14 protein-coding genes and 2 pseudogenes are annotated in these 16,934 nt (G+C 61.5%); 8 read left to right on the top strand and 8 right to left on the bottom strand.

Translation table 11 applies throughout. From position 1 onward, the window contains the following. The first annotated feature begins 38 nt into the window (after nt 1–38). Nucleotides 39–746, top strand: coding sequence for a membrane integrity-associated transporter subunit PqiC (locus SLW74_RS18370; protein ID WP_065987883.1), 708 nt, complete (start codon nt 39–41; stop codon nt 744–746). Nucleotides 747–800: 54 nt separating this feature from the next. Here the strand turns inward: SLW74_RS18370 and SLW74_RS18365 are convergent. Both SLW74_RS18365 and SLW74_RS18360 read right to left on the bottom strand, forming a co-directional pair. Further along, a pseudogene (locus SLW74_RS18365) lies at nt 801–1,505 on the bottom strand (histidine kinase); the annotation flags it as partial. A 102-nt stretch (nt 1,506–1,607) separates the two neighbouring features. After that, nucleotides 1,608–2,330: pseudogene (locus SLW74_RS18360) on the bottom strand (AhpA/YtjB family protein); the annotation flags it as partial. A 130-nt stretch (nt 2,331–2,460) separates the two neighbouring features. Between SLW74_RS18360 and serB the strand changes: the two are divergent. Continuing rightward, nucleotides 2,461–3,678 carry a phosphoserine phosphatase SerB gene (gene serB / locus SLW74_RS18355; RefSeq protein WP_065987818.1) on the top strand — a complete coding sequence of 406 codons (1,218 nt, stop codon included), beginning with the start codon at nt 2,461–2,463 and terminating at the stop codon, nt 3,676–3,678. 43 nt (nt 3,679–3,721) lie between these two features. On the opposite strand, the gene SLW74_RS18350 is transcribed toward serB, so the two are convergent. The 4 genes from SLW74_RS18350 to SLW74_RS18335 all read right to left on the bottom strand — a co-directional run bounded on the left by SLW74_RS18350 (nt 3,722) and on the right by SLW74_RS18335 (nt 9,111). Beyond that, nucleotides 3,722–5,506 carry a molecular chaperone gene (locus tag SLW74_RS18350; RefSeq protein ID WP_369319092.1) on the bottom strand — a complete coding sequence of 595 codons (1,785 nt, stop codon included), beginning with the start codon at nt 5,504–5,506 and terminating at the stop codon, nt 3,722–3,724. Nucleotides 5,507–5,790: 284 nt separating this feature from the next. Continuing rightward, nucleotides 5,791–6,660, bottom strand: coding sequence for an archaetidylserine decarboxylase (gene asd, locus SLW74_RS18345; protein WP_192135399.1), 870 nt, complete (start codon nt 6,658–6,660; stop codon nt 5,791–5,793). A gap of 53 nt (nt 6,661–6,713) precedes the next feature. Then, on the bottom strand, nt 6,714–7,529 hold the full coding sequence (rhdA, locus tag SLW74_RS18340) for a thiosulfate sulfurtransferase (protein WP_410929712.1): 816 nt from the start codon (nt 7,527–7,529) through the stop codon (nt 6,714–6,716). Nucleotides 7,530–7,575: 46 nt separating this feature from the next. Next, nucleotides 7,576–9,111: an HDOD domain-containing protein gene (locus SLW74_RS18335; protein WP_410929711.1), complete on the bottom strand. Its 1,536-nt coding sequence runs from the start codon at nt 9,109–9,111 to the stop codon at nt 7,576–7,578. A 211-nt stretch (nt 9,112–9,322) separates the two neighbouring features. On the opposite strand from SLW74_RS18335, the gene motA reads away from it, so the two are divergent. Both motA and motB read left to right on the top strand, forming a co-directional pair. Beyond that, complete coding sequence (gene motA / locus SLW74_RS18330; RefSeq protein ID WP_037015764.1) at nt 9,323–10,174, top strand: flagellar motor stator protein MotA; 852 nt, start codon at nt 9,323–9,325, stop codon at nt 10,172–10,174. 3 nt (nt 10,175–10,177) lie between these two features. Next, entirely contained in the window at nt 10,178–11,233 is a 1,056-nt protein-coding gene (gene motB / locus SLW74_RS18325) for a flagellar motor protein MotB (RefSeq protein WP_065987813.1), read from the top strand. 134 nt (nt 11,234–11,367) lie between these two features. On the opposite strand, the gene rsgA is transcribed toward motB, so the two are convergent. Then, nucleotides 11,368–12,399 carry a small ribosomal subunit biogenesis GTPase RsgA gene (gene rsgA / locus SLW74_RS18320; RefSeq protein WP_065987812.1) on the bottom strand — a complete coding sequence of 344 codons (1,032 nt, stop codon included), beginning with the start codon at nt 12,397–12,399 and terminating at the stop codon, nt 11,368–11,370. A 113-nt stretch (nt 12,400–12,512) separates the two neighbouring features. On the opposite strand from rsgA, the gene orn reads away from it, so the two are divergent. Beyond that, on the top strand, nt 12,513–13,049 hold the full coding sequence (gene orn / locus SLW74_RS18315; RefSeq protein WP_065987811.1) for an oligoribonuclease: 537 nt from the start codon (nt 12,513–12,515) through the stop codon (nt 13,047–13,049). A gap of 117 nt (nt 13,050–13,166) precedes the next feature. Further along, a complete protein-coding gene (locus SLW74_RS18310) occupies nt 13,167–13,778 on the top strand; it encodes a trimeric intracellular cation channel family protein (RefSeq protein WP_065987810.1) in 612 nt (203 codons plus the stop codon). 12 nt (nt 13,779–13,790) lie between these two features. Here the strand turns inward: SLW74_RS18310 and queG are convergent, their stop codons facing one another. After that, on the bottom strand, nt 13,791–14,909 hold the full coding sequence (queG, locus tag SLW74_RS18305; protein ID WP_410929710.1) for a tRNA epoxyqueuosine(34) reductase QueG: 1,119 nt from the start codon (nt 14,907–14,909) through the stop codon (nt 13,791–13,793). Nucleotides 14,910–14,971: 62 nt separating this feature from the next. Here queG and SLW74_RS18300 point away from each other — a divergent pair, with 62 nt between their 5' ends. Both SLW74_RS18300 and tsaE read left to right on the top strand, forming a co-directional pair. Continuing rightward, complete coding sequence (locus SLW74_RS18300; RefSeq protein ID WP_410929709.1) at nt 14,972–16,468, top strand: NAD(P)H-hydrate dehydratase; 1,497 nt, start codon at nt 14,972–14,974, stop codon at nt 16,466–16,468. After that, the gene (gene tsaE / locus SLW74_RS18295; protein WP_065987807.1) at nt 16,456–16,926 is read left to right on the top strand and encodes a tRNA (adenosine(37)-N6)-threonylcarbamoyltransferase complex ATPase subunit type 1 TsaE; all 471 of its coding nucleotides are present in this window, start codon (nt 16,456–16,458) and stop codon (nt 16,924–16,926) included. The genes SLW74_RS18300 and tsaE overlap by 13 nt, the downstream gene beginning before the upstream one ends. Nucleotides 16,927–16,934: the final 8 nt, after the last annotated feature.

Raw genomic sequence — 16,934 nt, 5'->3', positions numbered from 1 at the left:
GCGTGGACGCGTTACACGGCGTTCACTTGGACGGGATGATGAATTTTCTACGTGTTCCCTGTGTTCTGTTGTTGACCGGCGTTCTGGGTTTGGCCGGTTGCAGCGTTCATCAGCCCACGTCGCTCTATCAGCTGGACAGCGGCGACCCTGGGCAACCGAAACACACCAACGGGGTCGCAGTCTTGCTGGGCCCTGTGGCGATTGCTGACTATCTGCAACGTGAAACATTACTGCAGCGTCAGCCGGATGGCAGCCTCAAGGCCTCCACCGACGGTCGCTGGGCCGGCAGCCTGTCTGCCGATATCGATCAACTGCTTCTGCGCCAGTTGGCCTGGAAGCTCGACAGCCAACGCGTAGTGATGGCGCCTGCCGCGGCCAATTTCACGCCCGATGTGCAGGTGGTGCTGTCCATCACTCGTTTGGATTCCGGCGAGAAGCAGCCGGCGGTACTGGATGCCCAGTGGCGCTTGCTCGACCGCCGCGGCAATGTGCGCGACAGCAAGCTGGTTCACCTGGAAGAGCCCCATGCAGGCTCATCAGCTGCGCAGGTCAAGGCTCAAGGGATTTTGCTGCAGCGCCTGGCGGATAAGCTGAGTGTCGCGGTCAAGCCCATCGCGAGTCAGCCCTATGTGGCGGACGTGCCCAAAAAGGCCTCGGCGCCGGCGAAAACCCGCACTGATCAGGACAAGCCGAAGATCCCGATGGCATCACCCATCCGCACCGATCTGGAAGTGTTCCGCTTCTGAGAGTGACGGCCACAAAAAAGCCCGCAGCGATGCGGGCTTTTTTGTGGGTGACGCTTAGACCTTGCGTGCCTCGTGCATGCGCGCCAGTTGGCGCTCCAGCATCGATGGATACGGCTCCATCAGACGCTCCACACAGCTGGCACCTTCAGGGCTCGCAATCGGGCGAATACGCGCACGCTGGCGGATGGTCGGGTCTTCGCTGATCTTGCGCTCCACCAGCAGCAGATTGCGGCTGTGCTGCGACAGCGCCAAGGCGTCCTGCGCGGTTTCGGTCAGCAGCAGATCGATCTGGTTCATGCCATGCAGGCCTTCGCCCAGCGTCAGGCCCAGCTGCAGTTGCAGGGTGATGCCGCTGTCGGCGACTTCGATCTGCAACGCATGGCTCAACGCACGCAGCAACTCGCCGCAGCAGATCGCATTGGTCAGGTAGTCATCGCCGCTGTCCTGGGTGCTGAAAACCATCAGCGAACTGCCGTCGTTCAGGGTGTGTAGCTCGCTGTCGTAGAGCGAAGCGGCCTGATCGATGCAGTCTCGGTAGCGCTCGAGCAGCTCGGTCAGGCGCGTTCGCGGCAGACGGCGCAGCTGCTCCTGTGAACCCAGCTGTACCGCGAGCACTGCGCTGTATTGCGGTTGCGATGGCACGACCGGAAGGATCGGACGCGGGGCGGGTTTTGGCGTGGCGGGAGAGTGATCACGAAGGTCCGCAAACGGATCCTCCTCATCTTCTTCATCTTCCTCGGCAGCGATACGTCGTGCCGGAATCACTGTGGCGCGCGGTTTGGGTGTGTCGTCGAAGTCAGGGTCGCTCAGGTCGCTGCTGTCGAACTCCGGCGAAGCGTCTTCCTCGTCCTCGACCTGTGCAGGCTCGGGAATGGGCGCCGGTTCCGGTTCTGGCGGCGCGTACGAAGTCTTCAACTGACGCGCCAGATCGCCGATCTCATCCTGACGATCAGTGGCCGGCGTGTACGGATCGATGTAGCGCAACCACATGCGCAGTTGCAGCATTGGCGTGGAAATATGCCGCCCAAGGCGCAGGCTCAAGGCCAACGCGAGTGCCAGCAGGATACCGGCCAGAATCGCCATGCTCTGCAAGCTGATGGTCAGCGGCTGTTGGAACTGCGCCATGTCCAGGCTAATGCGCAGCGTGCCGGCGACCACGTCCTGAAAGGTGATCTTGATCTCGTAGAGACCTTCAGCCTCGCCCAGCAAGCCGTTTTTCGGACGCTGCCCGGCTTCGGCAAGGATGCGGTTGTCGGGGCTATAGATAGCCGCGTGGGCCACCAGCGGGTTTTTCACCAGGTTGCCCAGCAGCACATTGAGGCTGAGGATGTCGTTGGACACCAGCAGTTCGGTGGCGGACGTGGCGGTCTGCGTGGTCAGGGCTTGCCCCAGTGCGTCAGCCTGCTCGTGCATGGCTTGCTTGAATTGCAAACCCATGACGCAGGCGTAGATCACCAGAGCCAGCGCGACGAGGATCACGTTGTGGCTGGCGATACGCAAAGCAATCGGTACACGTCGATGACGCAATGCCCGGAAGATCAGCACGAAGAAATTATCGGTTTTTACAGGCGTGGGCCGGTTCACTGAGCACGGCTCTCTTGGTGAAGTTGGGGCGCAGTATAGCGAGCGACCCTGTGGCGGCAAAGCGCTGGCTGTGCCCGGCGGTCACTGAAAGTGCGTAGAATGCGGTTTTTTTCAACTGCGGGGGTGCGCCTTGCGCGAAATCGTCCTGATAAACATCACCGGTGAAGACCGTCCGGGCCTCACTGCGGCTATCACCGGTGTGCTGGCCCAAGGCGGCGTGAACATTCTCGACATCGGTCAGGCGGTGATTCACGACGCGCTGTCGTTCGGCCTTCTGGTCGAGATTCCCGACACAGAAGCAGGCGCGGCCGTGCGCCAGAACGTGCAGGCGACAGTCGACCAGTTGGGGCAGCACGTGCGTTTCACTGACGTGTCCGAAGCTGACTATCAGCACTGGGTCGACGGTCAGGGCAAGGCGCGGCACATCGTGACGCTGTTGACGCGCAAGGTCACCGCCGAGCAGCTGCAAACGGTCAGTGCGATCACTGCCAAATATGGCTTGAATATCGACCGCATCGATCGCCTTTCCGGGCGCATGCCGCTCGACATGCCCACCGAGAAGAGTAAAGGCTGCATCGAGTTTTCCGTGCGCGGCGAGCCGGTCGATCCTCAGCAGATGCAGGCTGAATTTCTTCATGTTGCTCAGGAGCTGAACGTCGATATCGCGTTCCAGCAGGACTCACTGTTCCGCCGCAACCGCCGTCTGGCGGTGTTCGACATGGATTCCACGCTGATCGAAGCCGAGGTCATCGATGAACTGGCCAAAGCCCACGGCGTCGGCGAGCGCGTGTCGGAGATCACCGAGCGCGCCATGCGTGGCGAACTGGACTTCCGCGCCAGCTTCAAAGAGCGGCTTGCGCTGCTTCAAGGTCTGGATGTGAAGGTGCTGGATGAGATCGGCGCTTCACTGCGTTTGACGGAAGGCGCTGAAACGCTGTTTGCCGAACTCAAGCGGCTGGGCTACAAGACGGCGATCCTGTCGGGCGGCTTCACGTATTTTGCGCGTCAGCTGCAGGCCAAACTGGGCATTGACTACATCTTCGCCAACGAGCTGGAAGTGGTGGACGGCAAGTGCACGGGTAATGCGATCGAGCCAATCGTCGACGCCCAACGCAAGGCCGATCTGCTGCGCGAACTCGCCAGCAAGGAAGGGTTGAGTCTGGAGCAGACCATTGCAGTGGGCGACGGCGCCAACGACCTCCCAATGCTCGCCATCGCCGGCCTGGGTGTGGCGTTCCGCGCCAAACCGCTGGTCAAGCAATCGGCGAAGCAGGCCATCTCGACGCTGGGTCTGGATGGCGTACTGTATTTGCTGGGGTTCCGCGACCGGGAAGGGCGCAGCGCTTAACACGCATGGACGTTGAGGCATCTGCAACGGATGCCTCGATGGCTCAGAGTACTGTCCACAGCGAGTCGAATTCCTGCTCCGGGCCGTCGTCGTCTGGCGTCGCAGCCTTTTTCGGTCCTTCAATAATCTGATATTCAAACTGGTTGTAGCTGCCCGTCGTCGCCCGACGATTGCTCAGGCTCGCGCGTCGCTGTTCGCCGCTGGTATTGATCAGCACCTTGGAACCGTCCTCGAACGGCAGGCGCGGAGCGATGACCGTCGCGGGTACGTCAATCGCACGAACTTCCGGCAGCAGCAGGGCGCGCAGAAACTGACTGCTCTGTTCGGCGCGCGTGAGCTGCATGCCGCACGCCTGGGCAAAGGGCGCAATCAGTTCCACGCCCATCTGCATGCCACCGCCACGAACCTGCCGCACCCAGCGCACCACTGCGATGCTCCAGCCGTGACCGTGGTCCTGGATGCCAATCATCTCGCCGGCCTGCAACTGGTCCGGCACTTCTTTCGGCCAGGCCAGGCAGTAGCCGCCCGGGCTGTGATTGACAATGTGCAGCGCGTAAGTAGGGAAGCTCTTTTGCCCGTCGGACGCCGCATTGGTTTCAGCGTCGTCACGTTTGTATTCGATTTCCTCGAACGGCAGCATGCTGTTCGAGGTGCCATCGCGTTGCGCGTCTGCAGTCTGCGCCCACGGATCATGCTTGACCGGCTTCAAAGGCTGCAGCGTGTAGTCGACGACTCTGGACAGCGTCGACATTTGCAGCAGGTCGCTGAAGGACTGCTGACCGCCGACGTAATAATGCAGAGCGCTCATGCCCACGCAGACGGTCAGGGTGCCTTGCCCCGGGGTGCGCTGAAACGCACGTTCCGACACGTCGCCCCACGCGGCTGCCAGGTGCTGCAGGACGTCGATGGACAAACCCGCCGGCACTTTCAGGGCTGACTTCGAACGTTCTTCAACCGGTGTTTCGGTGTAGCGCTCCAGGGCAGCCGACAAACCACGGGGGTCGATGCCGAGCAAATTTGGCCGCTGATCTTCGTCGTACAGTGCGGCATAGCGTGGCGCTGTGTCCGTACCTGGAGACACCGCGTACAGGCTGTTGCTGTCCAGCGGCTGCTGCAGGGTGACCATCGCGCTCCACGCATCCAGCGCCTCGGCGAGTTTGCCGATGTTGTGCTGGCGCATCTGATTGCAGCGCGAACACCCCATCAGCAGCGCAACGATGTACGTCTGTTCAACGCTCATCGCCTGAGTGTTGTGGGCGAGGCTGTCGGCAACCGGCACGTTCTGCAATTGATGCTGGCGGGCGATCTGATAAATCTGATGCATCTCCAGCCACAAGCCGTCCTGCACCGGGCAGTAAAGTTGGTTGGCGCGGATAAGCGGGCCGTTCAGGCAGCTGAGCGCGCGCTGAAGGGCGGTGGTCAGCAGGCCGATGCGGTCTTTTCCGAGCTTGACCGCGACCCGCGCGATGATCTGTTTGTAACCAATGGCCAAGTGGTTTTGCAGGGCCTGGCACAGGTTGGCAACCTTGCGCGGACGCTCTTCGAGAACAACCGACTGGTTCAGGAAGTGACGCTCCAGATGCTTGCACACGAAAAAGACTTCCGGGCGAAGCAATTCGAGGAGCTGCATGCGGTTGTCGCTTGGGGTGAGCAACTGGTTCAGCTCGCCCAGCCCCTGATAGAGCTGGCGCGCCATTTCGCCGAGATTGGCCTTGGGCAGGGTGGCGATCCAGCGCTTCATGTCTTTGGGCGTCGCGTCACAGAACGACAGGCTCGACTGCGTCGGCACAGGTGCGCGCAACAACAGTGGGAGACTTAAATTACTCATGTGACAGGCAAACTCCGACAACTACAGGCCTGAACGGCGGCGTCCAACTCCGGGGCAAGCACCCTCGCCGGGCGAAAAGAGCACGTTTACGTCGATTGAAAGCGACGTTTCCTAAAGCGCTGACAACTGGACTCTAGCAGCATCCTGCAACGTCGCAGCCTGGGCCCAGGGTCATGCGGCCTGGCTCAACCATCCCTGACGAAGCGTAATGCTGCGCGACGCCTTGGTGCCGTTAGCGCCAGAAAAACAGCATCACGCTCTCAGGGGACTAGCTTACGCAAGAATCAGGCCTGCAATGGCAAAGCGAGGCCCTGACCCATTTGCACCGGCGAACCGGCCGCCAGCAGTTCGGACCATTTCACCTGATTTGGGCCAAACAGCACGATGGCCGTGGAGCCCAGCTTGAACCGACCCAGCTCGGCGCCTTTTTCCAGATGAATGGGCGCGCGCGCGGCTTCGTCGTAACGAAAAGTCTTGAGCTCGCGCTTGGGCGGCGTTACCAGACCTGCCCAGACGGTTTCGATCGAGGCGACGATCATGGCGCCCACCAGCACGACGGCCATCGGACCGCGCTCGGTGTCGAAGAGGCAAACAACGCGCTCGTTACGGGCGAACAGCTCCGGCACGTTTTCCGCCGTCGTCTGGTTCACCGAGAACAGCCGGCCCGGTACGTAAACCATTTCGCGCAGGGTGCCGGCGAGCGGCATGTGAACGCGGTGATAGTCCTTCGGCGACAGGTAAACGGTCGCGAACTCGCCACCCATGAAGGGCGCGGACAGGCGCGCATCGCCGCCCAGCAATTCAAGCACGCTGTAGCTGTGGCCCTTGGCCTGGAAAATCCGGCCGTGTTCGATTGGGCCCAGTTGACTGACCGCGCCGTCGGCAGGGGAAAGAATCGCGCCCGGGGTTGAGTCCAATGGACGCGCGCCCGGCTTGAGGGCGCGGGTGAAGAAGTCATTGAAGTGCTGATACCCGGTGATGTCCTCGACCTGAGCCTGGGACATGTCGACCTGATAGCGGCGCGCGAACCATTGAGTGAAGGCATTTTTGAACCAGCGCACGCGGCATTCGGCCACACAGCCTGCCAGTTGCGACAGCAAATGGTGGGGAAGCAGATACTGGAAAAGGATAAACAGACGCTGTTTCATCAAGATTCCTAAAAACGTTGAAAGAGGGGAATGCGGATCGACGCCCTGTCGGGCCGATTTCAAGTCTCGACCGGGGTGTCCGGGTGGTTGCCCCATTCGCCCCAGGAGCCGGCGTAGCCCTTGACCCTCGGGTAACCCAGTGCCTTGGCCACCAGATAGGTGAAGCCCGAGCGATGATGGGTCTGGCAGTGGGTAATGATTTCTTTCTCCGGAGTGATGCCCAAGTCTTCAAGGATCTTCGGCATGTCCTTGCGGATGCGCAGGTGGCGCGCCTGATCCATGCCGGCGGTCCATTCGAAGTTCACGGCGCCGGGAATGTGACCTCCCTTCGCAGCGACGACTTTTTCGCCAGAGTACTCGGTCGGCGCGCGCGCGTCCCAGATCGCCAGGTCAGCAGCGCCCAGGCGGCTTTGCAGGTATTCGCGGGTGGCCGTGGGCTCGTCGTGCAGGGTCAGCGAAACCGGACCGCCAACGGCTTTCGGCACCTCGGTCGACAGCGGCAGGCCTTCGGCTTGCCAGGCGAGCAGGCCACCGTCGATATAGTGATACTTTTTGTGTCCGATGACGTCGAGCAGCCAGATGAACCGGCCGGCCCAGCCGCCGCCTTCGTCGTCATACACCACGTATACCGCGTCGGGGTTGTGGCCCAGTTCGCCGAACAGCGCTTCCAGTTGCGTGTGCGAGGGCAGCAGCCCCGGCGCTGGTGGCAGGCCCAGTTGCGTACGCTTCGGATCGACGAATCGTGCTCCCGGGATGTGCCCGGCCTCATAGCGGGCCGGGCTGGTCAGGTCGACCAGAATGAGCTCTGGCGCGCTGAGGCGTGCTTGCAGGTCTGCGGGCTCGATGACCAGCGGCAAGCTTGAAAAGGCAGACATCTAGCGTCTCCGGATCGCGAAAAGGTTGCGAATTGTAGCTCAGCCGTCAGCCATTGCGATGGCTAAAGGCAGTAAGCGCTTTCTCGATGCACTGACCGGTTTTTCCGAAAGCCTGGACGGACATCTCGGAAAACGGGCCACCGCCCTGATCGGCCATTACCATCATCACTACGCGTCCGTTGCTGGCCAGTGAGCGGATCAGCAGGTTCTCGCCGCTGAACAAATTGCGCAGTTGTGGCGGCAGCAGCGCCGAAAACTGAGCGTTGTTGGCCGGCGTCAGGCGTAATTGCGTGGGCTGGGCGAGCAGGCGTTGCAGCACGGTGCTGTCTTTGTAAGGCACTAGCAACGCCGCGGCCGACTTGTCCACACCCGCAATCTGATGCACACGCAGGCTGTCGGTCTTGCGATCGGTCATCAGCAACACCACCCGCTGCATGCCCGCCGCTACCAGAGCGTCCCGGGCGCAGGTGGTCAGGTGTATCGCGTTGATGAAAATGCCGGGCTCTTTCAGCAGATCCGCGCAGTGCTTGCGCCACAGTTGCAGGGCGTCGGGCGAGGGTGGCGGGGCGGGCAGCAAGCCTTTATGTATCCTTCGTGCATGCCACGGCCAGAGCAACGCCTGCGCGGGGTGCCAGATATCCGGGCCGGAATGCTGGCGAGCGCTGGCGGCCGCGCTCTGGTGAACCTGCTGCTGGAGATCATCCAGTGGCTGCTGCAGATACAGGCTGGTCAGCAGCTGCCAGCGCAGGTTGTGCGGCGTGTCCCAAGCCTGGTGCGCCGACAGCGCAAGACCGTTGGCCAGCAGGATGGTATTGGCAGGCTGGTTGAGCCAGCGGCGCAGCGGCAAGTCGGCGTCGAGTTGCTGTTGCTGCTTGACCGGGTCGTCGTTGCTGTGGGCGATGCGCAGCACTCTCACCAGATTGCGTTGCTGAGAGGTCAGCAGTGCGTAGCCCTGGGTCACCCAGATCGGCAGGCGCCAGTGCTGTGCCAGGGCCTGACACAGATGCACCAAGCGCACGCCAAACAGAGCGTTTTCCACAGCCTTCGCGCACTCTCCCTTGTGGATAACCCGCAACTCCCACTCTTCCAGCAGCTTGGGATGCGCCAAGGCCATCGGCCAGAGCGGCGACAGAAACAGCAGGCTGCCCAGATGGATGTCCTGCCACAGCCGCGCCAGTTGATTGGCGAACAGGCCGTAAGCCTGCTGCATGGCGTGCTGACTGATCAGCTGTAGCTGACGGAGCGCCACCGGAATATCCCGTGCATCGACACTGGGCAGTCGCGCCAACAGCGCTTCGGTGCGCGCCAGGCCCAATCGGTTGATCGCGACTTCAAGGCTCTCCGCAGGCTGGGCGGTGGCGGGGCTGTTCAGGTTGGCGTCACGCAAAACGTTGAGCACCAGCGCCGGGCTGTCCTGCATGAGATCGGCAATATCGCGCAGCGAGCGGCGGCTATCGGTCAAGGCCGCCTGCACGCGTTTATACGCCACCCCGGGCACCGGCAGGGCGATGCCGTCGAGTTGTTTTATCCATTGATCCAGGGTGCGCGGGACAGGTAGCGAAGAAGCTTTATCTGATTGCATTCACAACACCCGTACGGCTGGGAGGTTAGATCGATGTCGGATACTGGCATCATGCTGGCCCTCGTGGCGCAACGTCCGTTGCGACGCACCGGTCAGCATTTTCCTGTGATCTGACTATAGTCTGGCGCATTCATGCCGATAAGCAGGACAAGAGTTTCAAGCGCTTCTCGCACAATGACCATGAACCCGACTCAGTAAGTATTTTCTACCTATGGCAAAAATTATCGGCATCATCGTCGTTTTCGCGAGCGTTCTCGGCGGATACGTCCTGTCCCACGGTCAGATCGCAGCGTTGATCCAGCCTTTCGAGGTCATGATCATCGGCGGTGCGGCGCTGGGTGCATTCCTGCAAGCCAACCCGGGCTATATGACCATGCTGGTCATCAAGAAGTCCTTGAAGATGTTCAGCACCCGGTTCACCCATGGCTACTACCTCGAAGTGCTGGGCCTGGTCTACGAGATCCTCAACAAGAGCCGTCGCGAAGGCATGATGGCCATCGAAGGCGACATCGAGGAGCCCGAGAACAGCCCGATTTTCGCCAAATACCCTGGCGTGCTCAAAGACACCCGCATGATTGCTTTCATCTGCGATTACCTGCGCATCATGTCTTCCGGCAACATGGCGCCCCACGAGTTGGAAGGCTTGTTCGACATGGAATTGCTGAGCATGAAAGAAGAGCTCGAGCATCCTTCCCACGCCGTGACCGGTGTCGCCGATGCCATGCCAGGTTTCGGTATCGTTGCTGCGGTACTGGGTATCGTGGTGACCATGGCCTCCCTGGGTTCCGGCGACAAAGCGGCGATCGGCATGCACGTCGGCGCGGCGCTGGTCGGTACCTTCTTCGGTATTCTCGCGGCGTACGGTTTCTTCGGCCCGTTGGCCACTTCCCTGGCCCACGATGCCAAGGAAGAAATGAACGTCTATGAATCGATCAAAGCTTCCCTCGTAGCGTCCGCGTCCGGCGTGCCGCCTTCGCTGGCCGTGGAGTTCGGTCGCAAGGTTCTGTATCCGGCCCATCGCCCCAGCTTCAGCGAGCTGGAACAAGCTGTCCGCGGTCGTTGATCCATGGAAAATAATCAGCCGATCATCATAAAGCGCGTCAAGCGCTATGGCGGAGGGCATCACGGCGGCGCCTGGAAAATCGCATTTGCCGACTTCGCGACGGCGATGATGGCGTTCTTCCTGGTGCTGTGGCTGATGTCGTCTGCCACGCCGGAGCAACTGCTCGCCATCGCCGGTTACTTCAAGGACCCGGTCGGGTTTTCCGACAGCGGCTCGCCCTACGTCATTGACCTGGGCGGTTCGCCGGAAATGTCCCCGGACCAGACGCTGAACCCGGAGGTGCAATCCACGCCTTCGCCGGATCGTGTGCCGGTCGACGCGGATCAGCAGGACGCCGCCGCCGAGCAGGTCGAGCAGGACCGTCTGGAAATGTTGCTGCAAGAGTTGCAGAACAAGATCAACGAGAATCCGCAACTGGCGAAGTTCAAGGACCAGATTCTGTTCGAGATCACCCAGGACGGCTTGCGTATCCAGATCACGGACGCCGAAAACCGCCCGATGTTCGACATCGGCAGTGCGAAGTTAAAACCGTATTTCGAAGACATCTTGCTGGCCATGGCCGACACCATTAAAGCGGTGCCGAACAAAGTCAGCATCAGTGGTCACACCGATGCGACCCCTTTTGTTGGCAACAACGGCTTCGGCAACTGGGAGCTGTCGTCCGGTCGAGCGAACGCTGCTCGTCGCGCGCTGCTCGCGGGTGGGTATCCGGATCAGCAGGTGGCGCGCGTGGTGGGTTATGCGTCTTCGGCACTGTACGACAAAGAGCACCCGCAAAATCCGATCAACCGTCGCATCGACATTGTGGTGATGACCAAGAAAGCGCAGCAGCGGATCGAAGGCGCGCAGAATTCAGGCGAAGCACCGCAAACCCCGGATGCGCCTGGAGCCGCTGCGCCATTGCCGGCACCTGGCGCTACCGCACCGGCCAATCAGCCGGGGGCGTCAATTTCCACACCGGCAGTTGATCCCCAGGCTTATGCCCAACCCCACGAGATTCGGCAGAAGCTGAACATCTTCGATCAGGGCCAGCTTAAGATCGACGAAACCAAGAACTGATGCCTGTGTAGCAGACGCAAAAACGCCGCGATGATCGCGGCGTTTTTGTTTGCGCAGTTCAAGCGCTGGGATCGCAGTCAGTAGGACCGGCTTCAGCCGTGAAGGCCTAAATCGAATTGACCACTACCGCTGAATCAATAACTGCTTTCCGGCAAGCTGGCGATGATCGAGCGATAGCTGTTCATGCGCTGTTGCTGCACGCGGCCGTCTGCAAGGCCCTGCAATAAGGCACAACCGGGTTCGCGGTCGTGTTTGCAGTCGCGGAAGCGGCATCGGCCGAGCAGGTCGTTGAACTCGATGAAACCCGCTTCGACGTCGGCGCGGCTGACGTGACCGAGGCCGAATTCACGAATGCCCGGTGAGTCGATCAGGTCGCCGCCGCGCGGAAAGTGGAACAGGCGCGCGGTGGTCGTGGTGTGCGTGCCTTGGCCCGAATACTCCGACAATGGCCCGACGCGCGTGCCGACTTCCGGCAGCAGGCTGTTGACCAGCGAGGATTTGCCCACGCCGGACTGACCGACGAACACACTGATGTGGCCATCCAGCTGGTCCTGCAACTGCTGCATGCCATCGCCGTGGTGGGCCGACACTTCCAGCACGGGATAACCCAGCGTGCGGTACACCGCCAGCAGCGCATTGAGCGCCGGGGCGTTCTGATCGTCGATCAAGTCAAACTTGTTCAACAGCAACAGCGGGCGAATCCCCGCATGCTCAGCGGCCACCAGGTAGCGGTCGATCAGATTGGCATGGGGTTCGGGCATCGGTGCGAAAACGATGACGATCAAGTCAACGTTGGCGGCGACCGGCTTGAGCTGGCCTCGGCTGTCCGGGCGGCTCAGTTCTGTATCGCGGGGCAACTGCGCAACGATGACGCCGATGCCCTGATTACCCGCGCGCCACACGACTCGGTCGCCGGTGACCAGCGCTGGCAGGTTGGCGCGCAAGTGACAGCGGAAAACCTGACCCTGCAGCTCGCCGTCCTGCGCTTCGACTTCTACCTGCACGCCAAAGTGCGCGATGACAAGGCCCGTTTGCTCGGGACCGAGATCGCCGCCTTCCAGCGTTTCGAGAGCGGTTGATTCACGTTTGGCGGCACGCGCGGCGCGTTCGCCCTGAATCTTTTCGATGCGCCAGTTCTGGCGGCGGTTGAGTTGGCGTTTGGCCATGGGTGTTCAGTGTTCCGTTTGAAGACGCATAAAGGTGCTGATTTGATAAAGCGCGGGCGAGTCTAGCACGCCCGGGTGGGCTAAACTGCGCGCCAACGCTGAGGAGCCGACATATGCAGAACAAACAGAATCTTATCTGGATCGACCTGGAAATGACCGGTCTGGACCCTGATAACGACGTCATCATCGAGATGGCAACCATCATCACTGACAGCGAGCTCAACACCCTGGCCGAAGGCCCGGTCATCGCGGTGCATCAGAGCGATGAGCTGCTGAACGGCATGGACGAATGGAACACCCGCCAGCACGGCGGTTCCGGCCTGACCCAGCGCGTGCGCGAAAGCAAAATCTCCAACGACGAAGCCGAGGCCATGACGCTTGAGTTCATCAAGCAGTGGGTGCCCGAACGCAGCTCGCCCATCTGCGGCAACAGCATCTGCCAGGACCGTCGCTTCCTGTACAAGCGCATGCCGACGCTGGAAAACTATTTCCACTACCGCAACCTCGACGTCTCGACCCTCAAGGAACTGGCTGCACGCTGGTCCCCTGACCTCAAGTTCAAGAAGGGCAGCACGCACCTGGCGCTGGACGATATCCGTGAGTCGATCGCCGAGCTGCGTTTCTACCGCGAGCACTTCATCAAGTCGTGACAGCAGGGCGCCGGCGGCCAATCGCAGTCGCCTGGAGAGAGCGCTAAACCAAACGCTCTCTTTTGGTGCCCCGGTCGAGTGGTTAGACTGCGCCCCTTTCTCGCAGGGACTGCCGCCATGTTGTTGATGCTCTACCTGATCGCCATTACGGCCGAAGCCATGACCGGCGCGCTGTCCGCAGGCCGTCGCGGCATGGACTGGTTCGGTGTGGTGCTGATCGCCTGCATCACGGCGCTGGGCGGCGGTTCGGTTCGCGACGTGCTGCTGGGGCATTACCCGCTGACGTGGGTCAAGCACCCGGAATACCTGATCCTTACCAGCATTGCAGCGCTGGTGACCATCTTCATCGCACCGCTGATGCGCCATCTGCGCTCGCTGTTTCTGGTGCTCGATGCACTGGGATTGGTGGCGTTTACCCTGATCGGCTGCATGACCGCGCTGGACATGGGCTTGAGCATGACCGTTGCCGCCGTGAGCGGGGTGATCACCGGCGTGTTTGGGGGAATCCTGCGGGACATTTTCTGCAACGACATCCCCCTGATCTTCCGTCGCGAGCTGTATGCCAGCGTATCGTTCGCCGCCGCGTGGTGCTTTTTGCTGTGCCAGTACGCCGGATTGCCGGTGGAGCAGGGCACGCTGATCACGCTGTTTGGCGGATTGTTACTGCGGCTGCTGGCGATCAAGTTTCGCTGGGAAATGCCGAAGTTTGTTTACAAGGACGGGCACTGAACCGGCGCGTAATTACAACAAGCGCCCTGGGGCCCTGGCTTCATGCTGCCCCAACGCCCATTCCACATGCTCGCGCACCATCTCTGACGGATGCTCCCGCCGCGCTTTCAGCGCTTCGATCACGGGGATGGTAGACGGCGCGTTACCCAGCCCCACGGCCAGATTTCTCAACCACCGCTCATACCCGGCGCGCCGCAACGGTGAGCCTTCGGTGTTGCTCAGGAAGGTGGTCTCATCCCACAAAAACAGCGTGGTCAATTCGGCGTTATCAAGGCCGTGACGGGGTTTGAAGTCCGTTTGATCGGTCGGCCGTGCGAAGCGATTCCACGGGCAGACGATCTGGCAGTCATCGCAGCCGAACACCCGATTGCCGATCAACGCACGCAGGTCTTCGGGGATCGACGTCTTCAGCTCGATGGTCAGGTAGGAAATACACTTTCGCGCATCCAGCACGTAGGGTCCGACGAAGGCGTTGGTCGGACACACGTCCAGGCAGGCCGTGCAGCGCCCGCAATGCTCGGTGGCGTTTGGGGCGTCTACCGGCAGCGGCAGGTCGACGAACAGCTCGCTGAGAAAGAAATAACTGCCGGCCTTGCGATTGAGCACCAGAGTGTTCTTGCCGATCCAGCCCAGCCCGGCCTGCTCGGCAATGGCCTTCTCCAGCACCGGCGCGCTGTCGACGAACGCGCGAAACCCGAATGGCCCGATCGCCTGTTGAATGCGCTCCGCCAGTTGCTGCACGCGCTTGCGGATCAGCTTGTGATAATCACGGCCCAGTGCGTACCGCGAGACGTAGGCTTTCTCGGGCTGACCCAGCAACTGAGCCATCTGCGTATCGCCGGGCAGATAGTCCATGCGCAGCGACACCACGCGCAGCGTTCCCGGCACCAACTCGTCCGGATGCGAACGTTTGCTGCCATGCGCTGCCATATAGTCCATCTCGCCGTGGTACCCGGCGTCGAGCCAGCGCTCCAGGTGCTGCTCGTGCTCGGCCAGGTCCAGCCCCGAGATTCCGACTTGCTGAAAGCCAAGCTCGCGCCCCCAACCCTTGATCGATTGGGCAAGGTCGGTCAGCCCGGCTGCCGTTAGAGGCTCTGGAGCTGTGGATGGGTCTACAGTTATCGCGGACATGCAAAGAGGACACCGGGGCGCAGGTGCGTATAATTCTGCCAGACATCGGAGCCCAAAGACGCATGTTGCACAGCAAACCCCCATTTCCCGACGCACTGTACAGCGCCGCTCAGGTGCGCGACCTCGACGCACGCCTGATTGCTGCCGGCACGCCCGGCTTTGAGCTGATGCAGCGCGCTGCCCATGCTGCATGGCGGGCAATACGTCGTCGCTGGCCCGAGGGCAGGCAGCTGACAGTGATGACCGGTCGCGGCAACAACGCCGGCGACGGCTACCTCGTGGCTGCGCTGGCCCGGCGTGCCGGCTGGCACGTTCACGTGCTGGCTGTGGGTGACTGCGCAGCGCTGGGCGGCGACGCTCGATCCGCTTATGAAGAAGCGGTTGCCGCCAAGGTCGATATTCAGCCCTGGCAACAGCAGGCGCTGGCCGGCATCGTTGTCGACGCGCTGCTGGGCACAGGGCTGACGGGGGACGTGCGCGATCCTTACGCGGCGGCCATTGAAGCCATCAACGACAGTGGATTGCCCGTAGTGGCCGTCGATCTCCCTTCAGGGCTCTGCGCCGACACCGGCCGAACACTGGGCGTCGCCGTCCGCGCCGATCTGACCGTCACCTTCATTGGCCTCAAGGTCGGGCTGTTCACTGGCGATGCGCCCGAACTGGTCGGCGAGCTGGTGTTCGATGACTTGCAGGCGGACGCCGAGATCATTCGGCAAACCCCCGTCAGCGTCAAACGGCTGGACACCTTCAATCTGCCCACCCTGGCGCCTCGCTCACGCGTCGCACACAAGGGCATGTTTGGTCGCGTGCTGGTGGTGGGCGGCGATCGAGGTTTCGGCGGCGCAGCATTGCTCGCCACCGAAAGCACGCTGCGCACCGGCGCCGGCATGGTCACGCTGGCCACGCGGCCGGAACATATCAGCGCCGCGCTGACGCGATTCCCTGAAGTGATGAGCGCCGGCATCAGCTCGGCCAACCAGCTCCTCGCCTTGATTGAGCCTGCGTCGGTGCTGGTGGTGGGTCCGGGGCTCGGCCAGCACAGTTGGGGAAAAAGCCTGTTGTCTGCGGCCGCGAACGCGCCGTTGCCGCAGGTCTGGGATGCCGACGCGCTGAACGAGCTGGCGACCGGTGCCGTGCAATTGCCCGATGGCAGCGTGATCACCCCGCATCCTGGCGAAGCCGCGCGCCTGCTGGGCACCGACACGAAACACATTCAAGCCGATCGTCCGGCTGCGGCGCGGGCGCTGGCCAGGAAATTCAATGCTGTATGCGTGTTAAAAGGCAGCGGCAGCCTGATCGCCAACCCGGCAGGTGACCTCTCACTGGCCGATCACGGCCATCCGGCGATGGCGACCGGCGGGCTGGGCGATGTCTTGTCCGGTGTCATCGGCGCGCTGATGGCGCAAAAGATGAGCGCCTATGACGCTGCTTGTCTGGGCGTCTGGCTGCACGCCTTCGCTGGTGAGCAATGCGGCGCCGGCGGGCGAGGGCTGGCTGCCGCTGATCTGATTCCTGTTATTCGCCAGCTTCTGGAGGAGCACCAACCGTGTCTGAGTTAACCCTGGCGCTCATGGGTGAAGAGGCCATGACCCACTTCGGCGCACGTATTGCCCAAGTGACTGAAAGCAATGGGATTATTTTTCTGGAGGGCGATCTGGGGGCGGGCAAGACCACGCTGTCCCGAGGGATCATTCGCGGCCTGGGGCATACCGGCGCGGTAAAAAGTCCGACGTTTACGCTGGTAGAACCTTACGAAATTGGGAGAAACCGCGCGTATCACTTTGATCTCTACCGACTTGTTGATCCAGAAGAGCTAGAATTCCTCGGCATCCGGGACTATTTCGAAGGCGATGCCCTTTGTCTTATCGAATGGCCCAATCTTGGTGCAGGCTTTTTGCCAAAGCCTGACCTGATCATTACCATAAGGCCGCTCGACGAAGGTCGAGCGTTGACGTTGAGCCCAAAAAGCTCGCGTGGCGAGATGTGGTGTGCCGCTTTGGCGCCTTCGTTTAAATAGACATTCAA

Source organism: Pseudomonas sp. W5-36, from assembly GCF_046540455.1.
Lineage (GTDB): Bacteria > Pseudomonadota > Gammaproteobacteria > Pseudomonadales > Pseudomonadaceae > Aquipseudomonas > Aquipseudomonas graminis_B.
Note: the sequence above shows the minus strand (reverse complement) of the source record. Positions and strands in the feature narration are given on the sequence as shown.

What these genes read in the sequence shown, in the direction of transcription:
- SLW74_RS18370 (WP_065987883.1), top strand. Translation starts at nt 39, where the DNA reads ATGAATTTTCTACGTGTTCCCTGTGTTCTGTTGTTGACCGGCGTTCTG.
- SLW74_RS18350 (WP_369319092.1), bottom strand. Translation starts at nt 5,506, where the DNA reads ATGAGTAATTTAAGTCTCCCACTGTTGTTGCGCGCACCTGTGCCGACG.
- rhdA (WP_410929712.1), bottom strand. Translation starts at nt 7,529, where the DNA reads ATGTCTGCCTTTTCAAGCTTGCCGCTGGTCATCGAGCCCGCAGACCTG.
- SLW74_RS18335 (WP_410929711.1), bottom strand. Translation starts at nt 9,111, where the DNA reads ATGCAATCAGATAAAGCTTCTTCGCTACCTGTCCCGCGCACCCTGGAT.
- motA (WP_037015764.1), top strand. Translation starts at nt 9,323, where the DNA reads ATGGCAAAAATTATCGGCATCATCGTCGTTTTCGCGAGCGTTCTCGGC.
- motB (WP_065987813.1), top strand. Translation starts at nt 10,178, where the DNA reads ATGGAAAATAATCAGCCGATCATCATAAAGCGCGTCAAGCGCTATGGC.
- rsgA (WP_065987812.1), bottom strand. Translation starts at nt 12,399, where the DNA reads ATGGCCAAACGCCAACTCAACCGCCGCCAGAACTGGCGCATCGAAAAG.
- orn (WP_065987811.1), top strand. Translation starts at nt 12,513, where the DNA reads ATGCAGAACAAACAGAATCTTATCTGGATCGACCTGGAAATGACCGGT.
- SLW74_RS18310 (WP_065987810.1), top strand. Translation starts at nt 13,167, where the DNA reads ATGTTGTTGATGCTCTACCTGATCGCCATTACGGCCGAAGCCATGACC.
- queG (WP_410929710.1), bottom strand. Translation starts at nt 14,909, where the DNA reads ATGTCCGCGATAACTGTAGACCCATCCACAGCTCCAGAGCCTCTAACG.
- SLW74_RS18300 (WP_410929709.1), top strand. Translation starts at nt 14,972, where the DNA reads ATGTTGCACAGCAAACCCCCATTTCCCGACGCACTGTACAGCGCCGCT.